The sequence below is a fragment of the Amycolatopsis rifamycinica genome, from assembly GCF_000695625.1.
GTDB classification, from domain to species: Bacteria; Actinomycetota; Actinomycetes; order Mycobacteriales; family Pseudonocardiaceae; genus Amycolatopsis; species Amycolatopsis rifamycinica.
Window position 1 is genome coordinate 61610 of sequence record NZ_JMQI01000028.1, and the last position, 16606, is coordinate 78215.

A 16606-nucleotide genomic window follows, 5' to 3' on the forward strand; every position below is an offset into this window, starting at 1 on the left:
CCCTCCGGATGGGGAGAAAAGGCAGCCACGGCTTCCGGGTGATCGGCCTGATTTCGGGCACCTCGATCGACGGGATCGACGTGGCCGCCGCGGACCTGCACGCCGAAGACGGCACGGTGGTGCTGACGCCGCTCGGCGAGCTCGACGTCCCCTACCCCGAACCGCTGCGCGAGGCCCTGCTCGCCGCACTTCCGCCGAACCCGTGCACCGCCGGCGAGCTGACGAAGCTGGACACCGGCGTCGGCCGGGCGTTCGCCGACGCGGCCGCGCGCGGAGCCGGGGAGCTCGCCGGCGGCCGCGCGGACCTCGTCGCGTCGCTGGGCCAGACGATCTACCACTGGGTCGACGACGGCCACGTCCGCGGCAGCCTCCAGCTCGGCCAGCCCGCCTGGATCGCCGAAGCCACCGGGCTGCCCGTGTGCGCCGACCTGCGCGCCCGCGACGTCGCCGCGGGCGGCCACGGCGCACCCCTGGCGAGCACCCTCGACCGGCTGTGGCTGCGCGGCCTGGCCGAGGACACCGGCCGTCCGGTCGCCGCGCTGAACCTCGGCGGCATCGCGAACATCACCGTCGTCGCCGAGGGCGAACCGCTGATCGCCTACGACACCGGGCCGGCCAACGCCCTGCTCGACCTCGCCGCCCACCGCGTCTCGGGGCAGCGCAGCGACGTCGACGGCCGGCTCGCCCTCACCGGGTCGGTGCGCGCCGACCTGCTCGGCCGGCTCCTGGCCGACCCGTACTTCGCCGCCCCGCCGCCGAAGTCCACCGGCAAGGAGCACTTCAACGCGGACTACCTCGACGCCGCGCTGGCCGGCCTGGACCCGGTCGGCGCCGGTGACCTGCTCGCGACGCTGACCGAGCTGACCGCCGTCACCGTGGCCGGGGCGTGCCGCCGCCACGGCGTCACGACCGTGATCGCCTCCGGCGGTGGCGTCGCGAACCCGGCGCTGATGACGGCGCTGATGACGGCGCTGACCCGCGCCGTGGGTTCGGCGGTGCTCAAGACCAGCGACGACCTCGGCCTGCCCGGTGCCGGCAAGGAGGCGTACCTGACGGCGTTGCTGGGCTGGCTCACCTGGTGCGGCGTGCCCGGTACGGTGCCGTCGGCGACCGGCGCCCGCGGGCCGCGCCTGCTCGGCGCGCTGGTCCCGGGCCGTGACCCCCTGATCCTTCCCGCCCCGCTGGGGGGCGCCGTGACGCGGTTGCGAGTCGCGGAGAAGGCCGGATGACCGAGGCCGGACGACAAGGCCCACGAGTAGGAGTGATCCATGCGCGGTGTTGACCTCGCCATCATCGTGATCTACCTGGCGGCGATGCCGCTGATCGGCGTGCTCGTCGGCCGGAGACAACGGTCGGCGGCCGACTACTTCGTCGGCGAGCGCAGCCTCCCGTGGGGTGCGGTGATGCTGTCCGTGGTGGCCACGGAGACCTCGACGCTGACCGTGATCAGCACGCCCGGGCTGGTCTTCGGCAACGCGTTCCTGTTCCTGCAGCTGGCCTTCGGCTACATCATCGGCCGGACGATCGCCGCGTTCGTGCTGCTGCCGCGGTACTTCCGGGGCAACCTCGTGAGCGCGTACGCGTTCCTCGGGAAGCGGTTCGGCTCGGGGCTGCAGGGCACCGCGTCGGTGACGTTCGTGATCACGCGGCTGCTCGCCGAGGGGGTGCGCCTGTTCGCCGGCGCCATCCCGATCAAGGTGATCCTGGCGCACTACGGCATCCAGCTGGACTACTGGGTGATCGTCGTCATCCTCACCGCGCTGACGCTGGTCTACGCCTACATCGGCGGGATCAAGGCCGTCGTCTGGGTCGACGTCATCCAGCTCTCGCTGTACCTCGGCGGCGCCGCGGTGGCCGCGATCGTGCTGCTGAACAAGCTGCCGGCCGACTGGGCGTCGCAGGCGTCCGCGGACGGCAAGTTCATGCTCGTCGACTTCACGAAGAACCTGCTGACCAGCCCGTACGCCTTCGTGACGGCGGTGCTCGGCGGCGCGGCGCTGTCGATGGCCTCGCACGGCGCCGACCAGCTGATCGCGCAGCGGCTGCTGGCCACGCGCAGCCTGCGCGACGGCCAGAAGGCGCTCATCGGCAGCGGCGTCATCGTCACCGTGCAGTTCGCGCTGTTCCTGCTGGTCGGGGCGATGCTGTGGGTGTTCAACGGGCGGAAGTCCGTGGCGCAGCTGGGCCTGCAGAGCCCGGACGACGTGTTCTCGCGGTTCATCATCGACGACCTGCCGGTCGGCGTGTCCGGCCTGCTCATCGCCGGGGTGCTGGCCTCGACGATGGGCGCGCTCGCCTCGGCGCTCAACGCGCTTTCGACGTCCACTGTGGCCGATCTGTACCAGCGGTTCACCAAGCGTTCGCCGGAGGACTCGAAGCTGCTGCGGCACGGTCGCATGTGGACGTTGATCTGGGCGGTGGTGTTCGCGGTGTTCGCCTCGCTGTTCTCCACCACGAAGAACTCGGTGATCGAGCTGGGTCTCGCGATCACCGGGTACACCTACGGCGCGCTGCTGGGGTCGTTCCTGCTCGGCCTGCTGGTCAAGAAGGCGCGGCAGGTGGACGCGATCGTCGCGTTCGTCGTCACGGTCGTGGTGATGGCGTTCGTCATCCTCGGGGTGAAGTTCAACGCGAAGACCGGCGGCCTGATCGGTGTCGACTTCAGCAAGGCGGCCGGGGACAAGGTGGCGCTCGCCTACCCGTGGTACACGCTGATGGGCGTGGTCATCACGCTGGTCGTCGGCGGATTGCTCTCGCTGCGCCACCGGACGCCGGACCCGAAGGCGGCCGAGGCCGAAGCGGCCGGCGAGGCGGAAGAAGAAGTCGCCGCCTGATCCTTCTGAACCGTTTCCGGCGGGCGCCCGTGTCGAAAGGCGGGAGCCCGCCGAGAAGCGGCGGGAGGATTTCGAAGGTGGATTCCATGAAGCGGATGACGGTGGCGCTCGCGATCGGTGCCCTCCTGGTCGGCGGCGCGGCGACGGCTTCGGCCACCCCGGCGCACTCGACGGTGCCGGACGCGATCAAGGTGCCGGCGGGCAACCGGGCACTGGCCACTTACCCGGCCGACGGCGTGCAGATCTACGGCTGCACCAACGGCGCCTGGGCGCTGATCCAGCCCGCCGCGGTGCTGTCGAAGCACGGGAAGCCGGTGGCGCTGCACAGCAAGGGCCCGGTCTGGACGTCCATCGTGGACGGCAGCACGGTCGGCGCGGCGGCGGCGGCCAACGCCCCGCGGGACGGCGCGATCCCGGAGCTGCTGCTCAAGGCGAACCTCAACACCGGCGACGGCGTCTTCGGCGAGGTGACCTACATCCAGCGCCTGAACACCCGCGGCGGCGTCGCCCCGGCCGGCGGGTGCGCCGACGGCGCCCAGACGGCGGTCCGCTACTCGGCCGACTACGCCTTCTGGGTCGCCGGATAAGCGGATGTGGCGCCCTCCCCGCTCCCGTACGCTGGGCGCGGGGAGGGATCACATGGGGTTCTTCATCGGGATCGGCGCTGTCCTGGCCGTCGTGCTCGTCATCGCGCTGGTCATGGACCGGTCCGACCGCAAGCGCGGGGTCAAGCGCGGCATGCTCACCCCGCGCGGGCGCCGGCCGCGGATCGGCGACGCGCAGTGGATGGGCAGCGACCTCAGGCACTACGAGCCGCGGGTGCGCGGCGAAGAAGGCCGGGCGCCCCGCGAAGACGACGTCAGCTGACCGGGACCGGCTCTTCCTCGGTCGTGCGCAGGCGCTGCGAAATCACCTTGGTGATGCCGTCGCCCTGCATGCTCACGCCGTAGAGGGCGTCGGCGATCTCCATGGTCGGCTTCTGGTGGGTGATGATGATCAGCTGCGACGAGTCGCGCAGCTGCTCCAGCAGCCCGATCAGCCGGCGCATGTTGGTGTCGTCGAGGGCCGCCTCGACCTCGTCCATCACGTAGAACGGTGACGGGCGGGCGCGGAAGATCGCGACCAGCATGCCCACCGCGACCAGCGACTTCTCGCCGCCCGACAGCAGCGACAACCGCTTGACCTTCTTGCCCGGCGGGCGCGCCTCGACGTCGACGCCGGTGGCCAGCAGGTCGTCCGGCTCGGTGAGGACCATGCGGCCCTCGCCGCCCGGGAAGAGCACGCCGAACACCGTCTCGAACTCGCGGGCCACGTCCTCGTACGCCGAGGCGAAGACCTCGAGGATCTTCTCGTCGACCTGCCGGATGACGGCTTCGAGGTCCTTGCGGGTGTCCTTGAGGTCCTCCAGCTGCGTGGAGAGGAACTTGTACCGCTCCTCCAGCGCCGCGAACTCCTCCAGCGCGAGGGGGTTCACCTTGCCGAGCAGCGACAGGTCCTTCTCGGCGCGCTTGGCCCGGCGAGCCTGGGTGTCGCGGTCGTAGGGCATCGGCGGCGGCGGGGTGACGTCCTCGCCGCGCTCCTTGGCCGCCTCGTACTCGGCCATCTCGCCCGCGCTGGGCGGGACCGGGACGTCCGGGCCGTACTCGCGGACGAGGTCCTCCAGGCCGATGCCGAAGTCCTCGGCGATCTTGGCCTCGAGGGTCTCCAGCCGCAGCCGCTGCTCGGCGCGCAGCACCTCGTCGCGGTGGACGGCGTCGGTCAGCTTCTCCAGCTCGCCGGTGAGCTCGCGGACCTTGGCGCGGACACCGGTCAGCGCCTGCTCGCGGCTCTGGCGGCGGGCCTGGACCTGGTCGCGTTCGGTCGCGGCGCGCTGCACCGAGTGCTCGATGCGCTCCAGCGCGAGCTCGCCGGCGTTGACGACGGCGTTGGCGATCTCGGCGCCGCGCTTGCGGGCCGCGGCGGCGCGCTCGGCGCGCTCACGGGCCTGCTGCTCGGCGTACGCGGCGCGGCGGAGCCCTTCGGCCCTGCCGGCGATGCTGCGCGCCCGCTCTTCGGAGGTGCGCTGGGCGAGCCGCGCCTCCATCTCCTCCTGCCGGACGACGGCGAGTTCCTCGACGGCGGCGTCGCGCTCGGCGGTGTCCGGGTCGTCCTCGACCGGCTGCTCGGCGACGGCGGCGAGCCGTTCCTCCAGCTCGGCGAGCTGGGCCAGCGCCTGGACGCGGCTCTGCTCGACCTTCGCACGCTGCCCCGTCAGCCGCTCGACCTCGGCCTGGGCCTGGCGGGCGGCCTGCTGCATCCGGTTGAGGCGCTCCGAGGACCGGGCGCGCCGGACCTTCGCCTCGCCGAGGGCGTCCTTGGCCTGCGAGACCTCTTCGCGCCGCGCCTGCTGCTCGGCGCGGGCGCCTTCCAGCTCGGCCGCGTACCGCTCCAGGGAGCGCTCGGCCAGGCGGAGCCGCTCGGCGGCTTCGTCCACGGCGGCCTGGACCTCGATCACGCTCTCGCGCTTGCCCGAACCGCCGATCGCCCAGCGCGCGCCGAAGACGTCGCCCTCGGCGGTGACCGCCCGGACCTGCGGGTGCGCCGCGACGAGCTGCCGCGCCGAGTCGAGGTCACCGACGATGGCCAGCTTGTCCAGCGCCTGCTCGACGGCGGCCCGCAGCTGCGGCGGTGCCGTGACGACGTCCCGCGCCCACCGCGCGCCTTCCGGCAGCGGCGGCCACGCGGAGGTGTCCACAGTGGACTCCGGACCGCCGGGCAGAATGCCCGCGCGCCCGGAATCGGTGTCCTTGAGGTACTTCAGCGCGCGCAGGGCCTCTTCGCCGCCCGAGACGGCGACCGCGTCGGCCACCGGCCCGAGGGCCGCGGCCAGCGCGACTTCGTGGCCCGGCTGGACGGTGAGCAGTGCGGCGACCGAGCCGAGCAGGCCCGGCAGTTCGTGGGACGCGCCGAGCAGCGCGCCCGCGCCGTCCTTGCGCTTGAGCCCCATCGACAGCGCCTCGACGCGCGCCTTCTCCGACGCGATCTCGCGCTCGGCGGCCCGCTCGGCCTTGACCAGCTCTTCGACGCGGGCCTTGGCCGCGTTGTTGGCCTCGACGGCGCGGTCGTGGCGGTCCATCAGGCCGGCGTCGTCGGATTCCTCCACGCCGCCCTCGGTCTTGGCCATCTCCAGCTCTTCGACGGCGAGTTCGGCGCGCTCGGCGGCTTCGGAGATGGAGACGCTGAGCCGGTCGATTTCGTCGGTGGTGGCGCCGTTCTTGCTGCGCAGCGCCTCGACCTGGCCGGTCAGCTTGGCCATGCCCTCGCGGCGGTCGGCGATGGCGCGGACGGCGGCCCAGTGGGCGCGCTCGGCGGCCTGGACGCGCTGCTCGAGGTCCTCGCGCCGCAGCACCGTCTGGGCGAGCAGCTCGCGGGCCTCCATGACGGCCTCGTTGAGCTCTTCTTCCTGCTCGGCGACGCGCTCGGCCTCTTCGAGGAGCTCTTCGGGGTCGCGGCCGCCGGTGTTCGTCGTGACGTCGGCGGAGAGGTGCCGCTGGCGCTCGACGGCCAGGCGGACGGTGCCGCGCAGGCGCTCGGCCAGGGCCGACAGTTTGTACCAGGTCTCCTGGGCGGTCTGCAGCAGCGGCGCGTCCTCGGCGAGCGAGGCCTCCAGCTCGGCTTCTTCGGCGGAGACGATCTCGAGCGTCTGCTCGACCTCGGCGCGGCGCGCGCGGGCCGTCTTCTCGTCGGCCTCTTCGCGCGCGATGGCCTCCCGCTGGGTGACCAGGTCGTCGGCGAGCAGGCGCAGGCGCGAGTCGCGCAGCTCGGACTGGACCGACTGGGCCTTGCGGGCGATCTCGGCCTGCTTGCCCAGCGGCTTGAGCTGGCGGCGCAGCTCGGTGGTGAGGTCGCCGAGGCGGTCGAGGTTGCCCTGCATGTTGGCCAGCTTGCGCAGGGTCTGTTCCTTGCGCTTGCGGTGCTTGAGGACGCCGGCGGCCTCTTCGATGAAGGCGCGGCGCTCTTCGGGCTTGGACTCGAGGATCGCCGAGAGCTGGCCCTGCCCGACGATGACGTGCATCTCGCGGCCGATGCCGGAGTCCGACAGCAGTTCCTGGACGTCCATCAGGCGGCAGCGGTCGCCGTTGATCTCGTACTCGCTCGCGCCGTCGCGGAACATCCGGCGGGTGATCGAGACCTCGGAGTACTCGATGGGCAGCGCGCCGTCGGCGTTGTCGATGGTGAGGGTGACCTCGGCGCGGCCGAGCGGGGCGCGGCCCGCGGTGCCGGCGAAGATGACGTCCTCCATCTTGCCGCCGCGCAGGTCCTTGGCGCCCTGGGTGCCCATGACCCAGCGCAGCGCGTCCAGCACGTTGGACTTGCCCGAGCCGTTCGGGCCGACCACGCAGGTGATGCCCGGTTCGAAGCGCAGCGTGGTGGCCGAGGCGAAGGACTTGAAGCCCTTGAGCGTCAGGCTTTTCAGGTGCACGTGCTGCTGACCCCTCTGGCCGCGGGTACGGGCGGTTCAATCGTCCCAGGCTACCTGGGGGCCTCCGGGGCCCGGCGGACGCGCCCCTCCTCGGCGCGCCTAGCACATCCGGGACCGCGCCGGCAACACCACGCGCCGCGCCGGCCCCGGACGGAGCAGGGCTCGCGTCACCGCTGGACTGTCACCGCTCGACGAAGCCCGTGAGCCCCCCTTTCGGGTCGGACCACCGCTCGGCGACGTGCTCCACACTTCCGGGTGATTCTCCCGACCGTAACGCCGCCAACAGCCGCTGACAGTGGTCCCGGCTACCTTCCGCTATCACCTCGACACGGCCGTCGGCGAGGTTGCTCGCGCTCCCGACCAGGCCGAGTTCCAGCGCCCGGCTGCGCGTCCACCAGCGGAAACCGACGCCCTGGACCCGGCCGCGGACCCACGCCGTCAGCCGCGTGGGGGTTTCTTCCTCACTCACGCTGATCCTCCCTTCCGGGTCAACCGACCGCGCACAGTAACGGATCAAGGGCACTACCTGGGCGAATACCCGCACGCCGGTGATAATCTCCCCGCCGAGGTCGCTCCCCCGCCGTGGCTGTGCTCTGAAAAGACTCGCCCGATTCCGGCCTCAGCACCGCGCCTCCCCGAAATCCCCAAGGAGCCCCGTATGCCCCGCCCCGACGGGTCGGATTCGAGCTCTCGGATCACCAGGATCGACACCGCGCCGCCCAGGAGCAGCAAACCGAACCGCACCGGGTACGTCGTGCTCGGGGTGGCCGGGCTGGTCGTCGCGACCGCGTTCGCCGCCGTGGCCGAGCTCGCCGGACCGGCGCCCGCCTCCACCGCGGGCGGCACGGGCGGCCCCGGCGGCCAGGGCACCATCCCGGCCGGGGTGCAGACGCTGCCGGCGTCGCCGTCGCCGACCGACCCCTCGACCTCCAGCGGCGCTCCGACCACGTCGAGCCCGGCGTCGTCGAGCACGCCGACGACCGTGGTGTCGGTCAGCCCGGACGGCAAGACGACCACCACGGTGGTCTCCCAGCCTTCGCCGCCCCCGCCGCCGCGCGGCGACACCGGCGGCAACCCGCCGCCGTACACGCCGCCCACCTCGTCGACGAAGCCGTCGCTTCCCTCGAGCCCGGCTCCCACACCGACGTCGACCCCGCCGTCGAGCTCGCCCACGACGGAACCCTCGCCGCCCGGCGGCGGTTCCAGCTCGGCCGGCGCCCCCTCGTCGAGCACGACCGGGACCAGCACCCCGGCGTAGGCGCTAGACCTCGAAGCGGTACCCCATCCCGGGTTCGGTCAGCAGGTGCCGGGGCCGGGAGGGTTCCCGCTCCAGCTTGCGCCGCAGCTGGGCCAGGTACACCCGCAGGTAGTGCGACTCCGTCTCGTACGACGGGCCCCACACCTCGTGCAGGAGCTGCTTCTGCGCCACCAGCCGGCCGCGGTTGCGGACCAGCAGCTCCAGCACGCCCCACTCCGTCTTCGTCAGGTGGACCTCCACGCCGTCGTGGCGGCGGACCCGCTTCGCCGCCAGGTCGACGCTGAACGACGCCGTGTCCACCACCGCGTCCGCGCCGTCCGCGCCCGCCACCGCCGACCGGCGGACCGCCGCCCGCAGCCTCGCCAGCAGCTCGTCCATGCCGAACGGCTTCGTCACGTAGTCGTCGGCGCCCGCGTCGAGGGCCTCGACCTTGTCCGCCGAGTCGCCGCGGGCCGAAAGCACGATGATCGGGACCGTCGTCCAGCCGCGCAGGCCCGCGATCACCTCCGTGCCGTCGAGGTCGGGCAGGCCGAGGTCGAGCACGACGACGTCGGGCTTGGTCTCCGCGACCGCCTTGAGCGCGGCCGTGCCGTCGTGCGCGGTGATCACCTTGTAGCCGCGGGCGGTCAGGTTGATCCGCAGTGCCCGCACGATCTGCGGCTCGTCGTCCACCACCAGCACGGTGGCGCCCGGGTCGCTCATCGCACCCCCTCTTGTTCCGGCTCGACACTGAACGCGGGCAGGGACACGACGATCGTGAGCCCGCCGCCGGGGGTGTCCTCGGCGCGGATCGTGCCGCCCATCGCCTCGGTGAACCCCTTCGCCACCGACAACCCGAGTCCGACGCCCGGGGTCGTGTCCCGGTCGCCGCCGAGCCGCTGGAACGGCGCGAACGCCGAATCCGCGGCTCCCTTCCGCAACCCCTTGCCGTGGTCGACGATCCGCAGCTCGACCCGGCCCGAGTGCGCGCTGGCCCGCGCGGACACCGGCGCGGCACCGCTTCGGCCGTCACCGTGGCGCAGCGCGTTGTCCAGCACGTTCGCCACCACCCGTTCCAGCAGGCCGGGGTCGGCCAGCACCGGGGGCAGCCGGTCGTCGACCGCCACCTCCACCGCGTCCGAGCCGTCCACAGTGGACAAAGCGTGCGCGACGACCTCGTCGTAGCCCACCGGGCGCAGGTGCGGGCGGACCGCGCCGGTGGCCAGCCGCGACGAATCGAGGAGGTTGTCGATCAGCCCGGCGAGCCGGTCGGCGGACAGCTCGATGGCCTCCATCAGCTCGGCGGTGTCCTCCTCGGACAGATCCAGGTCCGCGGCACGCAGGCTGCCGATCGACGCCTTGATCGACGTCAGCGGTGTCCGCAGGTCGTGCCCGACCGCCGAAAGCAGGGTGGTGCGCAGCTCGGTGGCCTCGGCCTTGCGCTCGGCACGCGCGGCCGCGGCGGCGGCCCGCTGCTGCCGCAGGGCCAGGAACGCCTGCCCCGCCACGGTTTCCAGCACCCGCCGGTCGGTCGCGGGCAGCGCCCGGCCGCGCAGGGTCAGGTGCACGTCGGCGGTGACGGCGATGTCGGCGTCGGCCTCGTCCGGGTCGGCGCACGGGTGCTCCCCCGCGGTCGCCACGCACTGCCACACCCCGTCCTGCTTCTCCAGCAACGTCGCCGACGTCAGCGCGAAGTTCTCGCGGACCTTCGCCAGCAGCCGCTCGATCGGGTTCGCGTGGGTGAGCACGGTCTTGGCGTAGGAGGCCAGCAGCGCCGCCTCGGTCCGGGCGCGCGCCGCCTGCGCGGCCCGGCGCGCGGCCTGGTCGACGACCAGGGCGACCAGCACCGCGACCACGACCATCGCGATCAGCGTCACGAGGTTCTGCGGGGTGTGCACGGTGAGGGTGTGCAGCGGCGGCGTGAAGAAGAAGTTGAGCAGCCCGGCGCCGAGCACGGCCGCGGCCAGCGCCGGCCCGAGGCCGCCGACCAGTGCGACGACGACCGTGGCGAGCACGTAGGCGATGACGTCGGTGGCGAAGTCCAGCCCGCTGGGCACGAAGACGCCGGCGACGGTGACCAGCACCGGCAGCAGGACGCTCAGCACCCAGCCCGCGACCAGCCGCGAGAGCCCCAGCGGGCTGACGCCGAGCCGGGTCCGCAGCCGGCCGCCCGCCTCGGCGTGGGTGACCATGTGCACGTCGATCGGCCCCGACCGCCGGACCACGGAAGCGCCGATGCCCTCGTCGAACAGCCGTGCCACGCGGGAGCGCCGTGAGGTGCCGATCACCAGCTGGGTCGCGTTGACGCCGCGGGCGAAGTCCAGCAGGGCGGCCGGGACGTCGTCGCCGACGACCGTGTGGAACGTCGCGCCCACCTCCTCGGCGAGCTTGCGGTAATGGGCCATCGCGCCCGGGCCGATGCCGGCCAGTCCGTCGCCGCGCAGGATGTGCAGCACCTGCAGCTCGGCGCCGGCCCGGGTGGCGATCCGGCTGGCGCGGCGGATGAGCGTCTCGCTCTCCGGGCCGCCGGTGATCGAGACGACGACGCGTTCGCGGGCCTCCCAGGTGTCGGTGATCGACTGCTCGGCGCGGTAGCGCTGGAGGGCGACGTCGACCTGGTCGGCCACCCACAGCAGCGCCAGTTCGCGGAGGGCGGTGAGGTTGCCGGGGCGGAAGTAGTTGCCCAGCGCGGCGTCGATCCGCTCGGCCGGGTAGACGTTGCCGTGGGCGAGCCGCCGCCGCAGGGCCTCCGGGGTGATGTCGACCAGCTCCAGCTGTTCGGCGCGGCGGACGACCTCGTCCGGGACGGTCTCCTGCTGGGTGACGCCGGTGATCCGCTCGACGACGTCGTTGAGGCTCTGCAGGTGCTGCACGTTGACCGTGGACAGCACGTCGATGCCCGCCGCCAGCAGCTCGTCGACGTCCTGCCAGCGCTTGGCGTTGCGCGAACCCGGCACGTTCGTGTGCGCCAGCTCGTCGACGACGGCGACCTCGGGCGCGCGGGCCAGGACGGCGTCGAGGTCCAGCTCCTCGAAGGCGCGGCCGCGGTGCCCGGCTTGCCGCCGCGGGAGCACCTCCAGTCCGTCGAGGAGCTCGGCGGTCTTCGCCCGGCCGTGCGTCTCGACCAGCGCGACGACGACGTCGGTGCCGCGGTCCCGGCGCCGCCGGGCTTCGCCGAGCATGGCGAAGGTCTTGCCGACGCCCGGAGCCGCGCCGAGGTAGATCCTCAGCTCCCCTCGGCGCGGCTTGTCAGCGGTGGTCACGGTGTCAGTGTGCCCCTCCGGCCGCGGCTCGCACGGCCAAGTTGAGCGGGAGCACAGTCACGCCGGGGACGCCGATCCCGGCCCCGCTCGTGTTCTGCGCGATCAGCTGCTTCACCCGGTCGAGGGGCAGTCCCGTGGTCCGGGCGACCCGCGGTGCCTGGAGGTCGGCGTAGGCGGCGCTGATCGCCGGGTCGAGGCCGGAAGCCGACGCCGTCACGGCGTCGGGCGGTACCTGATCGGGCGTCACCCCTTCGCGCTTCGCGATGGCGTCCTTGCGCTCCTCGATGGTCTTCACCAGGTTCTCGTCGTACGGGCCCTTGTTGGACGCGCCGGACGGCACGTCGGGGGTGGCCGCCGAGGGGCGGGTGTGGAACCACGGGTCGCGCGCCGGGTCGGCGGGCACCGGGTCGACGCCGATGAGCGACGACCCCACGGCCTGGCCGTTCCGCGTGACGATCGAGCCTTCGGCGTTCCCCGCCAGGCCGGGGATCCGGGCGACGGCCCACACGGCCAGCGGGTACAGGATGCCGAGGAGGACGGTCATGACGAGCAGGACGCGCACCGCGGCCCAGGTCTGTTTGACGAGCGTGTTCACGAGGAGTCACCCGATTCCGGGGATGAGGCGCACGAGCAGGTCGATCAGCCAGATCCCGAGGAACGGGCTGACGATCCCGCCGAGGCCGTAGACGAGCAGGTTGCGGCGCAGCAGGGCCGCGGCCGACGACGGCTTGTACCGCACGCCGCGCAGGGCCAGGGGGATCAGCACGACGATGATCAGCGCGTTGAAGATGACGGCGGAGAGGATCGCCGACTCCGGCGTGGCCAGGTGCATGATGTTCAACCCGCCGAGCTGGGCGAAGATGGCGGTGAACATCGCGGGCAGGATCGCGAAGTACTTGGCCAGGTCGTTGGCGACGCTGAAGGTGGTCAGCGCGCCGCGGGTGATCAGCAGCTGCTTGCCGATCTCGACGATCTCGATCAGCTTCGTCGGGTCGCTGTCGAGGTCGACCATGTTCCCGGCCTCCTTGGCGGCCGAGGTGCCGGTGTTCATCGCGACGCCGACGTCGGCCTGCGCGAGCGCCGGGGCGTCGTTGGTGCCGTCGCCGGTCATCGCGACCAGCCGCCCGCCTTCCTGCTCCTTCTTGATCAGGGCCATCTTGTCTTCGGGTTTCGCCTCGGCGAGGTAGTCGTCGACGCCGGCGTCCGCGGCGATGGCCTTCGCCGTCAGCGGGTTGTCGCCGGTGATCATCACCGTCTTGATGCCCATCGCGCGCAGCTCGGCGAACCGCTCCTTCATGCCCGGCTTGACCACGTCGGACAGCCGGATCACGCCCCGCACCACGGTGTCTTCGGCGACAACCAGCGGCGTGCCGCCCTGGGCGCTGATCTCGTCCACCACCCGCTCGGTCTCGTCGGGGAAGTCGCCGCCGTTCTCGCGCACCCAGGCACGGACGGAACTCGCCGCCCCCTTGCGGATCCGGCGAGTCCCGATGTCGATGCCCGACATCCGGGTCTGCGCGGTGAAGGGGACGAACTCGCCGGGCTCGTCCTGGGCCGCGTGGTCCGCCGTCAGCTCGACGACGCTGCGCCCCTCGGGGGTCTCGTCGGCCAGGCTGGCCAGCCGGGCGGCGCGGGCGAGTTCGTCCATCGTGGACGTGCCCACGGGGATCAGTCCGGTGGCGCGGCGGTTGCCGAAGGTGATCGTGCCGGTCTTGTCGAGCAGCAGCGTCGAGACGTCGCCCGCGGCCTCCACCGCGCGGCCGCTCGTCGCCAGGACGTTGCGCTGCACCAGGCGGTCCATGCCCGCGATGCCGATCGCGGACAGCAGGGCACCGATCGTCGTCGGGATCAGGCAGACCAGCAGCGCGGTCAGCACGATCACCGACTGTTCGCGGCCGGAGTAGCGGGCCATCGGCTGCAGCGCGACGACGGCGAGCAGGAAGATGATCGTCAACGTCGAGAGCAGGATGGTCAGCGCGATCTCGTTCGGCGTCTTCTGCCGGGAGGCGCCTTCCACCAAGGCGATCATGCGGTCCACAAAGGACTCGCCCGGCTTGGTGGTGATCCGCACGACGATCCGGTCGGAGAGCACCGTCGTGCCGCCGGTGACGGCGCTGCGGTCGCCGCCGGACTCGCGGATGACCGGGGCCGACTCGCCGGTGATGGCCGACTCGTCGACGGTCGCGATGCCCTCGACGACGTCGCCGTCACCCGGGATCACCTGGCCGGCCTCGACGACGACCAGGTCGCCGACCTTCAGCTCGGCTCCCGGGACCTGTTCTTCGGAGCCGGTTTCGGTGAGCCGGCGGGCGACGGTTTCCTTCTTCGACCGCCGCAGGCTCTCGGCCTGGGCCTTGCCGCGGCCTTCCGCGACGGCCTCGGCGAGGTTCGCGAACAGCACCGTGAACCACAGCCACACGGCGATCAGGATGGTGAACACGCTCGGGTCGGTGACCGCGAAGACGGTGGTGAGCGCCGAGCCCGCCCAGACCACGAACATCACCGGGTTGCCGAGCTGGTGCTTCGGGTTCAGCTTCCGCAGCGCTTCCGGCAGCGCGGTCCAGAGCCGGCGCGGGCTGAAGACGCCGGCGCCGACCCGTCCGGGCGGTTCGGCGGGGGTCACCTGCGGTCGTTCTTCGGTGACGGTCATGCGAGTGCCTCCGCGATGGGCCCGAGCGCGAGCGCCGGGATGAACGTGAGGGCCGCGACGAGCACCACCGTGCCGGTGAGCAGGGTGGCGAACAGCGGCCCGGTGGTGGGCAGGGTGCCGGCGGTTTCGGGCACCCGGCGCTGGGCGGCCAGGGAACCGGCCAGGCAGAGCACGGCGAGGATCGGCACGAGCCGCCCGAACGCCATGGCGACGGCGAACGACGACTGGAACCAATCGCTGGTGGCGGTCAGGCCGCCGAACGCGCTGCCGTTGTTGTTGCCGGTCGACGCGTAGCCGTAGAGGACCTCGGACAGCCCGTGCGCGCCGGTGTTGCCCAGCGCGCCCGCCGTGCCCGGCAGCAGCAGGGCGATCCCGGAACCGAGGAGCACGACCGCCGGCATCGCCAGCATCGCGATCGCCGCGCAGGTGACCTCGCGCTTGCCGAGCTTCTTGCCCAGGTACTCCGGGGTGCGCCCGACCATCAGTCCGGCCAGGAACATCGCGATGATCGCCAGCACGAGGATGCCGTAGAGGCCGGTGCCGACGCCGCCGGGCGAGATTTCGCCGTAGAGCATGTTCAGCAGCGCGCCTCCGCCGCCGAGCCCGGACAGGCTGTCGTGCGCACCGTTGACCGCGCCGGTCGACGTGCCGGTGGTGGTGTCGGCGAACAGCGACGTCAGCCCGATGCCGAAGCGCTGCTCCTTGCCTTCCAGGCTCGCGCCCGCGGCCAGCGCCGCCGGGTTGTTCGCGCGGGCTTCGGAGAACCAGATGATCGCCAGCGAGGCGGCCCACAGCAGGCCCATCACGCTGAGCAGGAGGTACCCCTGGCGGCGGTCGCCGACGAGCGTGCCGAACGCGCGGGTCAGGCTGACCGGGATGACCAGGATGAGGAACAGCTGGACGAGGTTCGACCAGGCGCTGGGGTTCTCGAAGGGGTGCGCGGAGTTGGCGTTGAAGATGCCGCCGCCGTTGGTGCCGAGTTCCTTGATGGCCTCCTGGCTCGCCGCCGGGGCCAGTGCGACGGTGCCGGCGCCGCCGTCGGGGCCGGTGACGGCGACGCCGGCCTTGAGGCTCTGCACGACACCGAGCGCGACCAGCACGATCGCGAACACGAACGCCACCGGCAGCAGCACGCGGACCGTGCCGCGGGTGAGGTCGACCCAGAAGTTGCCGAGCCGGTCGGTCTTCGCCCGGACGAAGCCCCGCGTCACCGCGATCGCCACGGCCAGGCCGACGGCCGCCGACAGGAAGTTCTGCACGGTGAGCCCGGCCATCTGCACGAAGTGGCCCATCGTCTTCTCGGGGACGTAGGACTGCCAGTTCGTGTTGGTGACGAACGAGACCGCCGTGTTGAAAGCGACGCCCGGGCTCACCGAACCGCGGCCCAGGCTCCACGGCAGGAGCGGCTGCAGCCGCTGCAGCAGGTAGAGCAGCACGACCGAGACGAACGAGAAGCCGAGCACGCCCGCGGCGTAGGTGGGCCACCGCTGCTCGGAGTCCGGGTTGACGCGGAAGAGGCGGTAGAGGCCCTTCTCGAGCTTGAGGTGCTTCTCGGTGGAGAAGACGCGCGCCAGGTAATCGCCGAGCGGCCGGTGGACCACGGCGAGGGCGGCGAGGAGCAGGCCGAGCTGGATGAGCCCGGCCATGGTGTCGGACATCAGAATTTCTCCGGCCTGATCAAGGCGACGAACAGGTACACGAGCAGCCCCAGCGCCAGCAGCCCGCCGACGACGTTGGCCGCGGTCCCCGCGCCGCTCACAGCTTCGCCAGTCCACGCAGCGCCAGCGCGAGCACCACGAAAACGCCGATCAGCAGGACGGCGTAGAGCAAGTCGGCCACAGGCACCTCTCAAGACGGGTCACCGGGTTCGGTGACCGGAGGGGTTCACTGTGCGTCTCCGGGAGGCCCTTCCGAGGCCCGGCTGATGGCGCCTTGATGCGTTCCTGACGCGCCTTTACGCGCCCTTGATGGCCGGTGGCGGCGGTCACGCAAACGTTTGCCCGGTTCTCACGGCAGGTGGTTGGCCAGTGACAAGCGACACACCGCGTGACCGAACAGGCGCGGAACGTGCAATTCGGGCAGACAAGATCTTCGGGCCGTGTTACACCTGTGTTACCGATAGTTGTATCGGCTAAGCAAATCTCGGGAGAGGGGTTTCTC

At 72.1% G+C, this 16606-nt stretch carries 13 protein-coding genes; 4 read left to right on the top strand and 9 right to left on the bottom strand.

The genetic code is table 11. From position 1 onward, the window contains the following. The first annotated feature begins 8 nt into the window (after positions 1-8). From DV20_RS14735 to DV20_RS14750, 4 genes are all read left to right on the top strand, one after another. Positions 9-1229 (top strand): anhydro-N-acetylmuramic acid kinase, encoded by a 1221-nt coding sequence (locus tag DV20_RS14735; RefSeq protein ID WP_043780462.1) that lies wholly within the window; start codon positions 9-11, stop codon positions 1227-1229. 39 nt (positions 1230-1268) lie between these two features. After that, complete coding sequence (locus DV20_RS14740; protein ID WP_043780465.1) at positions 1269-2834, top strand: sodium:solute symporter; 1566 nt, start codon at positions 1269-1271, stop codon at positions 2832-2834. A gap of 86 nt (positions 2835-2920) precedes the next feature. Further along, positions 2921-3421 (top strand): DUF3455 domain-containing protein, encoded by a 501-nt coding sequence (locus tag DV20_RS14745; RefSeq protein ID WP_043780468.1) that lies wholly within the window; start codon positions 2921-2923, stop codon positions 3419-3421. 52 nt (positions 3422-3473) lie between these two features. Further along, positions 3474-3701, top strand: a complete 228-nt coding sequence (locus tag DV20_RS14750; protein ID WP_043780470.1) for a hypothetical protein — start codon at positions 3474-3476, stop codon at positions 3699-3701. On the opposite strand, the gene smc is transcribed toward DV20_RS14750, so the two are convergent. The 9 genes from smc to kdpF form a co-directional block, all read right to left on the bottom strand. Next, positions 3694-7296 carry a chromosome segregation protein SMC gene (smc, locus tag DV20_RS14755; protein WP_043780472.1) on the bottom strand — a complete coding sequence of 1201 codons (3603 nt, stop codon included), beginning with the start codon at positions 7294-7296 and terminating at the stop codon, positions 3694-3696. The genes DV20_RS14750 and smc overlap by 8 nt on opposite strands. Positions 7297-7477: 181 nt before the next feature. Continuing rightward, entirely contained in the window at positions 7478-7765 is a 288-nt protein-coding gene (locus DV20_RS14760; RefSeq protein WP_043780943.1) for an acylphosphatase, read from the bottom strand. Positions 7766-7818: 53 nt separating this feature from the next. Then, positions 7819-8544, bottom strand: coding sequence for a hypothetical protein (locus DV20_RS14765; protein ID WP_051736008.1), 726 nt, complete (start codon positions 8542-8544; stop codon positions 7819-7821). Between the two features lie 13 nt (positions 8545-8557). Next, positions 8558-9256, bottom strand: coding sequence for a response regulator (locus DV20_RS14770; protein WP_043780473.1), 699 nt, complete (start codon positions 9254-9256; stop codon positions 8558-8560). Beyond that, positions 9253-11796 (bottom strand): sensor histidine kinase, encoded by a 2544-nt coding sequence (locus DV20_RS14775; RefSeq protein WP_043780476.1) that lies wholly within the window; start codon positions 11794-11796, stop codon positions 9253-9255. Before DV20_RS14775 ends, DV20_RS14770 begins: the two co-directional genes overlap by 4 nt. Before the next feature lie 4 nt (positions 11797-11800). Continuing rightward, positions 11801-12391 carry a potassium-transporting ATPase subunit C gene (locus DV20_RS14780; protein ID WP_043780477.1) on the bottom strand — a complete coding sequence of 197 codons (591 nt, stop codon included), beginning with the start codon at positions 12389-12391 and terminating at the stop codon, positions 11801-11803. Between the two features lie 6 nt (positions 12392-12397). Beyond that, entirely contained in the window at positions 12398-14446 is a 2049-nt protein-coding gene (gene kdpB, locus DV20_RS14785; protein WP_043780480.1) for a potassium-transporting ATPase subunit KdpB, read from the bottom strand. Further along, the gene (gene kdpA, locus DV20_RS14790) at positions 14443-16104 is read right to left on the bottom strand and encodes a potassium-transporting ATPase subunit KdpA (RefSeq protein ID WP_043780482.1); all 1662 of its coding nucleotides are present in this window, start codon (positions 16102-16104) and stop codon (positions 14443-14445) included. Before kdpA ends, kdpB begins: the two co-directional genes overlap by 4 nt. Further along, positions 16104-16205, bottom strand: coding sequence for a K(+)-transporting ATPase subunit F (kdpF, locus tag DV20_RS14795; RefSeq protein ID WP_043780483.1), 102 nt, complete (start codon positions 16203-16205; stop codon positions 16104-16106). The genes kdpA and kdpF overlap by 1 nt, the downstream gene beginning before the upstream one ends. Between the last annotated feature and the right edge of the window lie 401 nt (positions 16206-16606).

What these genes read in the sequence shown, in the direction of transcription:
- DV20_RS14745 (WP_043780468.1), top strand. Translation starts at nt 2,921, where the DNA reads ATGAAGCGGATGACGGTGGCGCTCGCGATCGGTGCCCTCCTGGTCGGC.
- DV20_RS14735 (WP_043780462.1), top strand. Translation starts at nt 9, where the DNA reads ATGGGGAGAAAAGGCAGCCACGGCTTCCGGGTGATCGGCCTGATTTCG.
- DV20_RS14740 (WP_043780465.1), top strand. Translation starts at nt 1,269, where the DNA reads ATGCGCGGTGTTGACCTCGCCATCATCGTGATCTACCTGGCGGCGATG.
- kdpB (WP_043780480.1), bottom strand. Translation starts at nt 14,446, where the DNA reads ATGACCGTCACCGAAGAACGACCGCAGGTGACCCCCGCCGAACCGCCC.
- kdpA (WP_043780482.1), bottom strand. Translation starts at nt 16,104, where the DNA reads ATGTCCGACACCATGGCCGGGCTCATCCAGCTCGGCCTGCTCCTCGCC.
- DV20_RS14750 (WP_043780470.1), top strand. Translation starts at nt 3,474, where the DNA reads ATGGGGTTCTTCATCGGGATCGGCGCTGTCCTGGCCGTCGTGCTCGTC.
- DV20_RS14770 (WP_043780473.1), bottom strand. Translation starts at nt 9,256, where the DNA reads ATGAGCGACCCGGGCGCCACCGTGCTGGTGGTGGACGACGAGCCGCAG.